The 11,875-nt window shown below is 47.9% G+C and carries 10 protein-coding genes; 1 reads left to right on the top strand and 9 read right to left on the bottom strand.

The features are described 5' to 3' along the window. Nucleotides 1–201 precede the first annotated feature (201 nt). The 9 genes from OUY18_RS08425 to OUY18_RS08385 form a co-directional block, all read right to left on the bottom strand. Entirely contained in the window at nt 202–1,221 is a 1,020-nt protein-coding gene (locus OUY18_RS08425) for an electron transfer flavoprotein subunit alpha/FixB family protein (RefSeq protein ID WP_268058323.1), read from the bottom strand. A gap of 18 nt (nt 1,222–1,239) precedes the next feature. After that, complete coding sequence (locus OUY18_RS08420; protein WP_268058322.1) at nt 1,240–2,022, bottom strand: electron transfer flavoprotein subunit beta/FixA family protein; 783 nt, start codon at nt 2,020–2,022, stop codon at nt 1,240–1,242. A 30-nt stretch (nt 2,023–2,052) separates the two neighbouring features. Continuing rightward, a complete protein-coding gene (locus OUY18_RS08415) occupies nt 2,053–3,192 on the bottom strand; it encodes an acyl-CoA dehydrogenase (protein WP_268058321.1) in 1,140 nt (379 codons plus the stop codon). Nucleotides 3,193–3,228: 36 nt separating this feature from the next. Then, on the bottom strand, nt 3,229–4,068 hold the full coding sequence (locus tag OUY18_RS08410; protein WP_268058320.1) for a 3-hydroxybutyryl-CoA dehydrogenase: 840 nt from the start codon (nt 4,066–4,068) through the stop codon (nt 3,229–3,231). Nucleotides 4,069–4,110: 42 nt separating this feature from the next. Next, the gene (locus OUY18_RS08405; RefSeq protein ID WP_268058319.1) at nt 4,111–4,887 is read right to left on the bottom strand and encodes an enoyl-CoA hydratase-related protein; all 777 of its coding nucleotides are present in this window, start codon (nt 4,885–4,887) and stop codon (nt 4,111–4,113) included. Between the two features lie 31 nt (nt 4,888–4,918). After that, nucleotides 4,919–6,109 carry an acetyl-CoA C-acetyltransferase gene (locus tag OUY18_RS08400; protein WP_268058318.1) on the bottom strand — a complete coding sequence of 397 codons (1,191 nt, stop codon included), beginning with the start codon at nt 6,107–6,109 and terminating at the stop codon, nt 4,919–4,921. Nucleotides 6,110–6,378: 269 nt separating this feature from the next. Next, complete coding sequence (locus tag OUY18_RS08395; RefSeq protein WP_268058317.1) at nt 6,379–7,407, bottom strand: threonine aldolase family protein; 1,029 nt, start codon at nt 7,405–7,407, stop codon at nt 6,379–6,381. 17 nt (nt 7,408–7,424) lie between these two features. Continuing rightward, nucleotides 7,425–8,585, bottom strand: coding sequence for an alanyl-tRNA editing protein (locus OUY18_RS08390; RefSeq protein WP_268058316.1), 1,161 nt, complete (start codon nt 8,583–8,585; stop codon nt 7,425–7,427). A 70-nt stretch (nt 8,586–8,655) separates the two neighbouring features. Continuing rightward, nucleotides 8,656–9,549 carry a DMT family transporter gene (locus tag OUY18_RS08385; RefSeq protein WP_268058315.1) on the bottom strand — a complete coding sequence of 298 codons (894 nt, stop codon included), beginning with the start codon at nt 9,547–9,549 and terminating at the stop codon, nt 8,656–8,658. Between the two features lie 201 nt (nt 9,550–9,750). Between OUY18_RS08385 and OUY18_RS08380 the strand changes: the two genes are divergently transcribed. Then, the gene (locus tag OUY18_RS08380; protein ID WP_268058314.1) at nt 9,751–11,841 is read left to right on the top strand and encodes a sodium-translocating pyrophosphatase; all 2,091 of its coding nucleotides are present in this window, start codon (nt 9,751–9,753) and stop codon (nt 11,839–11,841) included. The last annotated feature ends 34 nt before the right edge of the window (nt 11,842–11,875 follow it).

Below are 11,875 nucleotides of genomic sequence, written 5' to 3'. Positions count from 1 at the left end.
AGCGAACAGAGCCATCGTATTCTGCGTATATTTAATCTTTCTCAAAAAGGTGCAGCTTAAAGCTACTTCTTCCATTTTTGGTTTACCCTAACTATTGTCGAAGAGCCGTCATTTATTTGAAAGCTAAAATCAGCATAGAATATTTGCTTATAGAAAAGCTCCGCATACCCTAAAGCATGCGGAGCCATTTTTAATTTACGATTAAGCGTTGCGGGCAGCCATTGCCTTTTTCACTTCTTCTGTGAACAGAGGAAGAATCTTTGTAACGTCACCGACAATACCGTAGTCTGCGACTTCAAAGATCGGAGCTGTCTCATCCTTGTTGATCGCAATGATAACATCGGACTCTTCCATACCTGCAAGGTGCTGAATGGCACCGGATATGCCGCAGGCTATGTAGAGGTTCGGACGTACCGTCTTTCCTGTCTGACCAACCTGAATGTCTTTTTCAACCCAGCCGGCATCAACACAAGCTCTGGAAGAACTTACCGTACCGCCGAGAGCGTCGGCCAGATCCTTAAGAAGAGCAAAGTTCTCGGGGCAGCCCATGCCGCGTCCGCCGGAAACCAGAATTTTTGCATCCTGAATATCCATCTTATTGGATACTTTCTTAATAACATCAAGAATCTGTACATTCTGGTGGTCTGCACCGATTTCAAGATCAAATTTTTCAACAGGAGCAGTTGCGCCTTCAATCGGCTTAATCTTCTGCATAACACCCGGACGAACGGTTGCCATCTGCGGACGATGCTCCGGGCAGAGAATGGTAGCCATGATGTTGCCGCCGAAAGCAGGACGGGTCATCCGGAGGTTCTTTGTGCCGTCATCCGCAATTTCCAGCTTCGTGCAGTCTGCGGTTAAGCCGGTCTTCACTCTGGCGGATACACGCGGAGCAAGGTCACGGCCGATTGCAGTTGCGCCGTAAAGAACGACTGCCGGTTTATATTTTTCAATCACATTGTACATGCTGTGTGCATAAGGTTCCGTTGCATAAACTTCAAGAGCCTTATTATCGACCATAATGATCTTGTCGGCGCCATGGCGCGCTAAATCATTGCAAAGGCCGGAAACATTATAGCCAAGCAAAACAGCGGTAACTTCCGTTTCCATATCTTTCGCAAGCTCTTTGGCTTTACCAAGAAGTTCAAAGGAAACACCGGCTATTTTGTTGTCTACCTGCTGTACGAAAATAAATATGCCCTTATATTCTTGAATATCCATTTTGCTCACCACTTTCAACTATATAATGAATTTTTCTCTGAGCTTTTCAAGCATGAAATCAGCGGATTCCTGCGGGTCAAGGTTGACAAGCTGACCGGCTGCCTTCAAACTCTTTGTAAATGTCTGTGCAACTCTGGTAGGTGAGCCTTTTAAGCCAAGCACAGAATCATCAACATCAATATCCTGGCGGGTAATGATCTTCACTTCCGTGTTTCTGTATGCGTCAAAAATTCCGCCCGGAGTCATATAGCGCGGCTGATTCAATTCGCTTAACGCAGTAATCAGGCAGGGCATCTTAACCTTCAGTATATGATATCTGTCTTCATACTGACGTTTTACGGTAACATAATCGCCGTCAACCTTGATTTCTTCCGCATAGCTGACATTCGGAATGCCGAGATGCTCCGCAATCTGGGGACCAACCTGCGCCGTATCGCCGTCGATAGCCTGGCGGCCTGTAATAATCAGGTCATAAGGAAGCGTCTTAATGGCAGCAGCGATCGTTGTGGACGTCGCCAAAGTATCGGCGCCGCCGAATGCCCGGTCGGTTACCAGAATGGCTTCATCCGCGCCCATGGCAAGTGCTTCGCGCAGTGCGGCGTCTGCCTGCAGCGGGCCCATGGAAAGGACCGTAACATGAGCGCCGATTTGATCTTTCAGACGAAGTGCGGCTTCAAGGCCTGCTTTATCATCCGGATTGATAATGCTTGGAACGCCTTCTCTGATCAGGGTTCCGGTTACCGGATCAAGTTTAACTTCATTTGTATTAGGAACTTGTTTAATGCAAACTACAATATTCAAAAATTGTCACTCCTTTTGGGCTTTATTGGATTATCTGAGTTCATGTGAGGAAATAACCATGCGCTGAACCTCACTGGTGCCTTCGTAGATCTCCGTAATCTTTGCGTCACGCATCATGCGCTCAACCGGATATTCTCTGGTGTAGCCATAACCGCCGTGAAGCTGAACTGCCTTTGTTGTAACTTCCATTGCCACTTCGGCCGCGAACAATTTTGCCATTGCAGCTTCCTCTGAGTAAACCTTCTGCGTGTCTTTCGCCATTGCAGCACGGTAAACCAGAAGCTGGGCAGCTTTGATTTTCGTCGCCATGTCGGCAAGCTGGAACTGTGTATTCTGGAATTTCGCAATCGGTTTGCCGAATTGCTTTCTTTCCTTTACATACTTGACGGTTTCTTCAAAAGCACCCTCAGCCAAGCCCAAGGCCTGTGCAGCAATACCGATACGGCCGCCGTCCAAAGTATTCATGGCAAGGTTGAAGCCTTTGCCTTCTTTACCCAAAAGGTTTTCTTTCGGAACAATGCAGTTTTCAAAGATCAGTTCGCAGGTGGAAGAACCGCGGATACCCATCTTCTTCTCTTTTTTACCAACGCTGAAGCCGGGGAAATCCTTCTCAACAATAAAAGCGGAAATGCCCTTTGTTCCCTTGCTCTTGTCGGTCATTGCAATGATAACATATGTATCAGCATAGCCGGCGTTGGTAATAAAGATTTTGCTGCCGTTCAGGACATAATGATCCCCTTCCAGTACGGCTTTTGTCTGCTGCATGGAAGCATCCGTACCGGCATTCGGCTCCGTTAATGCAAAGGCGCCCAATTTTTCACCTTTTGCAAGCGGAACAAAATATTTCTGAATTTGTTCAGGAGTACCATATTTTAAAATCGGAGCAGCGCCCAAAGAAGTATGCCCGGAAATAACAACACTGGTTGTTCCGCACACCTTCGCCACTTCTTCAATGCACATTGCATAAGAAAGCGTGTCGCAGCCTTGTCCGCCGTATTCCTTCGGGAAAGGAATTCCCAGGAAACCGTATTTACGAAGTTTTTCAACGGTTTCAGTTGGGAAACGCTCTTGTTCGTCCAGTTCCTGGGCTAACGGCTTTATCTCGTTTTCCGCAAACTCCCTGTAGAGAGTGCGGGCCATTTCGTGTTCTTTGCTAAGTACGAAGTCCATACTCGTTCCTCCAAAATCTATTTTTGCAACAACTGCTTATTTTGAATAATCGTAGAAACCCTTACCGGTTTTTCTTCCCAGCAATCCGCCGCGAACCATTTTCTTAAGTAAGGGATGAGGACGATATTTGCTGTCGCCTGTTTCAGACTGGAGTACTTCCATTACCGCAAGGACAACATCCAAACCGATCAAATCGCCCAAAGCAAGGGGGCCCATCGGATGGTTTGCGCCGAGCTTCATCGCCGTGTCGATATCTTCAGCGGAAGCAGTTCCGTCAGCGTAGATTCCTACGGCTTCGTTAATCATCGGAACAAGGATTCTGTTTACAACAAAGCCCGCAGCTTCCTTAACCTGAACCGGTGTTTTGCCGATTTCAACGGAAATCTTCTTGATTTTCTCTACCGTCTCGTCCGGAGTGGTAATACCGGCAATTACTTCAACCAGCTTCATTACCGGGGCAGGATTGAAGAAATGCATCCCGACAACCGCTCTGTCAAGGCCGCTTGAAATTTCCGTGATGGAAAGAGAAGAAGTATTCGTGGCAAAAATTGCATCCGGCTTGCAGATACCCTGCAATGCCTTAAACAGTTCCTTCTTCAGATCCATTCTTTCAAGAGCGGCTTCCACGATCAGGTCACAATCGGAAACGATTTCCCGTGTGCCGGTTGTAATTTTCGCAAGAATTTCGTCCGCTTTTGCCTGCTCCATTTTGCCCTTTGAAACAAGTCTTTCAAAGTTCTTGGCAATTTTCTTTTTTCCGCCGGCGGCAAATTCTTCGTTAATATCGCAAAGCTTAACCGTAAATCCGTCGGTCTGTGCAAATGCCTGAGCAATACCGGAACCCATGGTACCCGCGCCAATAACACCAACTATCATTTTTATTCCTCCCGATTAAATATTTGTTATAGTATTTGTTTTTTATCTGTTAATAAACGGTTCTGGTTTCCGTTTTTCCAAAAAAGCCGTCATAGCATTTTTCTGATCTTCTGTTCCAAAACAGGAGGCATGCATCTCGGCTTCAATCTGAACACCGGTCTCGATATCCGTCTGCAGGCCAAGGTTGATCGCTTTCTTTGTTGCGCGAACAGCGATCGGCGCATTCGCGGCGATTTTGCCTGCCAGCTTCTCGCATTCCGCCATAAGCTGGTCGGAAGGATAAACCGCATTGACAAGGCCGATTCTTAAAGCCTCGTCCGCTTTTACTTTGCTGCAAGTGTAGAGCATTTCCTTTGCCTTGCCGACGCCGATTGTACGTGCAAGTCTCTGGGTGCCGCCGAAACCGGCGACAATCGCCAGACCGGCTTCCGGCTGGCCGAACAAAGCGTTTTCCGACGCGATACGAATATCGCAGCTAAGAGAAAGCTCGCATCCGCCGCCGAGAGCAAAACCGTTTACAGCCGCAATGACCGGTACGGGCAGTTTTTCAATTTTTCTGAAAACCGCGTTCCCTCTTGCGCTGAAAGCCTGTGCTTCCGCTCTTGTTTTATTGCACATTTCGCCAATATCCGCACCGGCGACGAAGGACTTTTGCCCCGCGCCGGTGATGATAACGCATCTTGTGGTTTCGATGGAAATGCTGTCGATGACAGCTTCCAAATCGTTCAGCACTTCACTGTTTAACGCGTTAAGTGCTTTTTCCCGGTCAATGGTAATGGTCCCGATAAATCCATTTTGCTCGTATTTAACGTAACTCATAATCCAATTACCCTTCTTTCTTCCGCGTCAATTATGCATCTTCGCCCATTTTAACAATAGCGGAAACACCCATGCCGCCGCCTACGCAAAGTGTGGCGAGACCGTACTTGGAATTTCTGCGCTGCATTTCATAAAGCAGAGTAACAAGGATTCTGCATCCGGAGCATCCAACCGGATGGCCCAATGCAATTGCGCCGCCGTTGACATTTACTTTGTTCATATCCAATTTAAGATCACGAACAACGGCCAAAGACTGCGCTGCGAAAGCTTCGTTTGCTTCGACAAGATCCATGTCTTCAACGGTCAGGCCGGTTTTTTCCATAACCTTGCGGGTGCTGTAAATCGGGCCAAGACCCATAACGGAAGGATCGACACCTGCGGAAGCGCCGGCAATCCAGGTAGCCATCGGCTTTACACCGAGCTCTTTTGCTTTTTCTTCGCTCATAACAATAATCGCAGCGGCAGCATCGTTAATGCCGGAGGCATTCGCTGCGGTTACGGTACCGTCCGCTTTGAAAGCGGGTTTCAGTTTGGAAATACCCTCAGCGGTAACACCGTCACGGGGAGCTTCGTCTTTTGCAAACATAACCGTTTCTTTCTTCACTTTGATCGGAACAGGAACGATTTCTTCGTCAAATTTTCCTTCTGCACGCGCCTTTTCACATTTCTGCTGGCTGAGTGCTGCAAATTCGTCCTGCATCTGGCGGGTAATGCCATACTGCTCGGCAACATTTTCTGCCGTGATACCCATGTGATAATGATTGAACGTATCTTCCAGACCATCATGGATCATGGAATCAAGCAGCTCACCGTTATTCATGCGATAGCCGAAACGGGCATTCTTAAGAAGATAAGGAGCACCGGACATATTTTCCATACCACCGGCAACAACGATATCCGCTTCCCCGGATTCAATCAGAGCCGCCGCGACGTTCACGCTCTTTAATGCAGAACCGCAAAGATTATTCAAGGTGAAAGCAGGAACGCTTACCGGAATCCCGGCAAAAACCGCTGACTGGCGGGCAACGTTTTGACCAAGTCCAGCCTGATAAACACAGCCCATGATTACTTCATCGACTTGTTCCGGCTTAATATTTGCGCGCTTGAGTGCTTCTTTAATAACAATTGTACCGAGAGTAGGTGTAGGAACATTGGATAACGCTCCACCCATTTTACCAATTGCTGTTCGGCAGGCACCTGCCAATACGACTTTTCTTGACATAAAAATTTTCCTCCATTCATCTTTTACACTACATAACATACCAAATAAAAATACCATTACATGCTAACCGTAAGCGATATGTTAAATATATCACAATATGCTCAATATTGCAATAACAAGAAAGCGAAAACCACGATAAATTTGCTAGTCACTTTTCACATAATGTCTAATAAAATCGATAAAATTATAGACCAATTGTTTTAAGCAACAAAATTTATTATTATTTCAGGCTTAAATTTGTTGAAATTTTTATCGGATTGAAAACCGAATCATTCAAAAAAGTCATAAAAACAATGAATAAAGCGGTCAACTTCGTCCTGCGGTGTAGCCCAGGATGTAACAAGACGGATTGCAGTATGGGAAGCGTCTGTCTTTTCCCAAACTTCAAAATCAAAATCCTGACTAAGCTTTTTTATGAAATCATTCGGTAAGATCGGGAAAATCTGGTTGGTAGGAGAATTCGAAAGAAACGCAAAACCGGAATTTCGAACGGCAATTTTTATTCGTTCCGCCATATGATTGGCATGTTCCGCCAATTCAAAATACAGGTTCTTCTCAAACAGCGTCTCAAATTGCACACCCAAAACCATGCCCTTCGCGAGCATTGCACCCCTTTGCTTGAGCATATAACGAAAGTTTTCTTTCAGTTCCGGGTTGCAAGTGACCAGAGCTTCGCCAAAAAGCGCCCCGTTTTTTGTTCCTCCGATGTAAAAAGCATCGCAGAACTGAGCTAAATCGCGCAGTGTAAGATCATTCCCCTGCGCCGTAAGTGCCGAGCCAAGGCGCGCGCCGTCCAAATAAAGGAACAGACCGTTTTTCCTGCAAAAATCGCACAAATCAGAAAGGATGGCTTTCGTATAGATTGTACCGATTTCCGTGGAATCGGAAATGTACACCAGTTTCGGTTTTACGGTATGTTCATTTTGAAATTGATCCAGAACCTTTTGTATAAGCTGAGGGGTAAGAATGCCGTCATCGGCTTTTACTGTAACAATTTTGTGACCGGTGGCTTCGACCGCGCCGGTTTCATGACCGTTAATATGCCCCGTTTCCGCAGATACGGCTGCCTCATATGGACGTAAAAAAGCAGAAATTGCCGTCAGATTTGTTTGCGTACCGCCCTCCAGAAAATGAACATCGGCGTCACTGCGTCCGATTTTTTCCCGGATAAGATTTGCAGCGCGCAGGCTGTGGCTGTCCATGCCGTATGCTGTGTTCTGTTCCTTGCTGGCTTTGGAAAGAGCCTCCAGAATTTTCGGGTGCGCTCCTTCGCTGTAATCGTTTTTGAAGCTGTACATACTAGTCCCCTCCGGCTTTACATATTTTCAAAGAATTGACAAATTTGCTTTTGACTGCCCTTTACCGTACCCTGAACAAGTTCTTTGGAACCGCCTCCGCGCCCGTTAAAAGCTTTATTGAATTCTTTGCCGCAGGCTCGGACGTCCTCGTTAGCGCTGCCCACAGCATATTTGTAGCCCTGTGTATCGTCCCCGGAGAATACGGCGGCTATGCCGGTGCAGCGCGCACAAAGCAGCAGGCAGAAGGCGCGGAGATCGTTCGGAGCTAAATCCTTTTCAAATAAACAGACATTTTTGGTGCCTTCCTGCACACTTTCCGCACGTTTTTCAAACATCTGATTTCGGATTTCCGTGAGCTGCTGCTTCAGCGCGGCGTTCTCTTCCAGAACCCGTTCCACCGCCTGCCCTATTTCTTCCGGCTTGGCAGACAGCAGCACGGAAACCGCCCCCACGCTCTTTTCCTTTTCCGCGTAGTCGGCGACCGCTCTGCCGCCGCATAACATGCTGACACGCGTGCCGCCTTTATACCGCTGCGCGGACAGAATCTTAATCACGCCGATTTCCCCGGTTCTTGCCACGTGCGTGCCGCAGCATGCGCAGACGTCATAGCCGGGAATGGTTACAATGCGCACCTTTCCGGAAAGTTCTTTTTTACTGCGGTAATTCAGAATTTCCAGTTCTTCCGCCGACGGGTACTCTGTTTTTATCTCAATATTGCGGTAAACCGCTCCGTTTGCAAGCCGTTCAACCAGAGAAAGATCGCTCTCGCCGAGTTCCCCGTTAAAGTCAATGGTGATCGCTTTTGCGCCCATATGAAAACCGACATTGTCAAGCTTATAAAAGCGGTGGACAATCCCGGATACGATGTGCTCGCCGGAGTGCTGCTGCATCAGGGAAAAACGGCGCGGCCAGTTGATTCCGCACGTTACCGCCGCACCGACTGCAAGAGGCTTGTCCGTCTTGTGGACAATGACGCCACCTTTTTCATGGACATCGAGTACGTTAACGGTATTGATTACACCCGTGTCCGCCGGCTGTCCCCCGCCTTCCGGATAAAAGGCCGTTCGGTCCAAGACGATATGATAATTCTTATCCTGTTTTTCACAGCCGACGACCTTTGCCGTAAATGTCCTTAAATACGTATTCTGATAAAAGAGCTTCTCGGTTTCCCGTTCCATTTTATTCCCCGCTTTCTTTTTAAACGAATCCTATTCTGAATTTGCATTTACCGATCATGCGCTTGCCTGCCTATGCCGCCCGGTTCACGGACACGTAGCGGTCACGCCAGACACACCACCCCGTAACGGCGGCGATTACAATCATGCCCCCAAAAACAGCAAATGGTCCGGGTTTTTCTCCGTTAAACAGGAATACCCAAACCGGATTCAGCAGCGGCTCGATTGCGCCGATAAGCGAACAGGCAAGCGGCGGACAGTTCCGGACGGCTAAACCATAAAGAATATAAGGAATGCCCAACTGTACCACCCCAAGGGCTAAAATACTCAAAACGGAAGCCGATGTAACCGGTGTGGGTACAAAAAAAGCGATGGGTATTCCGATTACAGCGGTGAACAAATGTCCAAAAAGAATTCCGCTCATACGCGCATCGTCATCCATTCGTCCGGTAAGGACATACATTCCCGCCATAAACAAACCGGCTAAAATCGCAATGCAGTTTCCAAGCAATTTCCCCGCGCCAAGCTTATCGAAGAAAAACAGGGAAATACCGGCTAATGTGAAAGCCACCGCAAGCAAATCCGCCTTACAAAAATGCTGATGAAAGAAAAACGCGGACAAAATCAGAATGAATACGGGAGACGTAAACTGCAGAACAATCGCGTTCGCCGCCGTTGTCATCTTGTTCGCCGTTACAAACGCGAAAAACGTCCCCATAATGCAAAGTCCGCTTAGAATGGAGGGTTTGGTAACCTTAATCCGCCTTCCGGTCGCCCGTAAAAACAAAACGACGACGACAGCCGCAATCCCACTGCGGAATCCGGCAATTACAAACGGATTCCACGGTATCAGTTTTATAAAGATCCCGGCGATACTCCATAAGCCCGCACAGGTAGCCATCAGCAGAATTGCATGTTTTTGAGGGTTGGAAGCTGCCATATTCTTAATTCCTCTTATCTGTTTCATTTTTCGGCTATCTTTTATATAATAAACGTTTCTTTTAAAAATTGCAATTCTTATGCTGTTTGGATTATAATCTGTTTTTTCTTAAATATTTCAGCAATATGTATAAATATATCATTTTAAAATCGTATGATTTAATCTATTTTTACAACAATCATCCTGCTATAATAAATATTAAGAAATTATTAACAGGGAGTGATAGGAATGAAGTTCACGATTACATTCTTTTTAGCTGCTTCCATTGCTGTTTCCGTGCTTTCCTTCTTGTTTGCGGCATGGCTTTACCGATGGGTTAAAAAGCAGCCGTCATCGAATCGGCGAATTGCTGAGGTCGGCCAATTGATTCGAAACGGCGCGAATACCTTTTTAACAAAGGAATATACGGTTTTGGCGAAATTCGCCGGTGTAGCAGCACTTCTCATTTTCACTTTTCTTCCTTCCCCCGTATGGCAGGGAAATCTCGTTGACAACCTTGTTATGGCTCTGTCCTATATTTGCGGAACGATCTTCTCGGCGGTCGCCGGAGTCGTTGGCATTCAAATTGCAACCATTGCCAATGTAAAAACAGCGGAAGCCGCGCAAAGCGGGATTAAGCCGTCCTTTATGTCCGGATTCCGCGGCGGAGCGGTAATGGGCATGGCGGTTGTGGGAGGCACTCTCCTTGGCGTTTCCCTTGTTATGCTGATCACAAATAATACCACGGCACTGCTGGGATTCAGCTTCGGTGCCAGCTCGCTCGCTTTGTTTGCGAAAGCGGGCGGCGGGATTTTCACAAAAACCGCGGATATCAGTGCGGATTTGGTCGGAAAGGTCGAACTCGGCATTCCCGAGGACGACCCGAGAAACCCGGCGGTTATTGCGGATAATGTCGGCGATAACGTCGGCGACGTAGCCGGAATGGGCGCCGATCTGTTTGACTCGAACGTCGCTTCCATGGCCGCGGCGCTTGTCATAGCGGCGTCACTGGATAAGGTGGACGGAGGTTCTGCGAATATCAGTTTGGTTTTCTGTTACGCGGCCGCCGGTTTGTTCGCCTCCATCATCGGCGTGGCAACCGCCCGAATGGGGAAACATGGAAACCCGACAAAAGCGTTAAACAGCAGTACCTATGTAACGACCGCTATTTTTGGTTTATTAACGGCCGCCGCCACCTGGGCTTTTCAATTTGAGTGGCGCATCTGGGGCGCAAGCATCGTGGGTCTTCTGGTAGGCGTTGTGATCGGTATTGCCAGCGATTATTTTACGGACGATACCAAAAAGCCGGTGCATCAGGTGGCCAAGGCCTCCGAATCCGGCCCGGCGTTTACGATTTTGTCCGGTATTTCCTATGGGTTTATCAGCACCCTGCCCGCCATGATCGGAATCGCCATTTCCGCGTTAGCCGCTTATAAGCTTTGCGATCCGATAGGACCCGGATATGCCATGTTCGGAATCTCCATGGCCGCGGTCGGAATGCTTTCCATTGTTGGCATGATTATTTCCAACGACGCTTACGGGCCAATCGTTGACAACGCACGCGGACTTGCCGAAATGGGAAATTTAGGCGATGAAGTACTTGACATTACGGACGCGCTCGACAGCGCCGGAAATACGGTAAAAGCCGTAACAAAGGGTTTTGCAATCGGGGCTGCGGGGCTGACGGTAATTGCCCTTCTTGGCGCCTTCATCAGTCAGGTAAACGACGCTGCCGCGGAACTCGGGCTAAAAGGACTGACCGGGTTTGATGTTATGAATCCGATTGTGTTCTTTGGGCTTCTGATCGGAGCCGCTGTTCCGGCTGTCTTTTCCGCCATGCTCATGCTTGGCGTAGACCGGAACGCGCAGAGGATGGTTTCCGAAATTCACCGCCAGTTCCGGGAAATTGCCGGTTTAAAAGAAGGCAAAGAAGGCGTTGTTCCCGAATATGACAAATGCATTGAAATCGCCACTTACGGCGCATTAAAGGAACTGATTCCGGCAGGATTGGTTACGATTATCCTGACGATCATCGTCGGATTTATCGGAGGCGTACAAGCCATCGGCGGCTTCCTGTGCGGCAATATTGTCAGCGGCTTGCTCCTTGCCCTGTTTATGAGCAATGCGGGCGGTCTTTGGGATAATTCCAAAAAATACATAGAGTCCGGAAACAACGGCGGCAAAGGTTCCGACGCGCATAAGGCAGCGGTCGTGGGCGATACCGTGGGAGACCCATTTAAAGATACCGCCGGGCCGTCGATCAACACACAGATCACGGTGGTTTCCCTGATAGCTTCCCTGATGTCCACCCTGTTCCTTACCCTATCCCTTATTCGATAACATGATTTACATCTATCATAAAGCAAAGGGGCTT

Origin of the sequence: Caproiciproducens galactitolivorans, from assembly GCF_026672255.1 — a bacterium.
Classification (GTDB): Bacteria; Bacillota; Clostridia; order Oscillospirales; family Acutalibacteraceae; genus Caproiciproducens; species Caproiciproducens galactitolivorans_A.
Note: the sequence above shows the minus strand (reverse complement) of the source record. Positions and strands in the feature narration are given on the sequence as shown.

What these genes read in the sequence shown, in the direction of transcription:
- OUY18_RS08385 (WP_268058315.1), bottom strand. Translation starts at nt 9,549, where the DNA reads ATGAAACAGATAAGAGGAATTAAGAATATGGCAGCTTCCAACCCTCAA.
- OUY18_RS08380 (WP_268058314.1), top strand. Translation starts at nt 9,751, where the DNA reads ATGAAGTTCACGATTACATTCTTTTTAGCTGCTTCCATTGCTGTTTCC.
- OUY18_RS08425 (WP_268058323.1), bottom strand. Translation starts at nt 1,221, where the DNA reads ATGGATATTCAAGAATATAAGGGCATATTTATTTTCGTACAGCAGGTA.
- OUY18_RS08395 (WP_268058317.1), bottom strand. Translation starts at nt 7,407, where the DNA reads ATGTACAGCTTCAAAAACGATTACAGCGAAGGAGCGCACCCGAAAATT.
- OUY18_RS08405 (WP_268058319.1), bottom strand. Translation starts at nt 4,887, where the DNA reads ATGAGTTACGTTAAATACGAGCAAAATGGATTTATCGGGACCATTACC.
- OUY18_RS08415 (WP_268058321.1), bottom strand. Translation starts at nt 3,192, where the DNA reads ATGGACTTCGTACTTAGCAAAGAACACGAAATGGCCCGCACTCTCTAC.
- OUY18_RS08390 (WP_268058316.1), bottom strand. Translation starts at nt 8,585, where the DNA reads ATGGAACGGGAAACCGAGAAGCTCTTTTATCAGAATACGTATTTAAGG.
- OUY18_RS08410 (WP_268058320.1), bottom strand. Translation starts at nt 4,068, where the DNA reads ATGATAGTTGGTGTTATTGGCGCGGGTACCATGGGTTCCGGTATTGCT.
- OUY18_RS08400 (WP_268058318.1), bottom strand. Translation starts at nt 6,109, where the DNA reads ATGTCAAGAAAAGTCGTATTGGCAGGTGCCTGCCGAACAGCAATTGGT.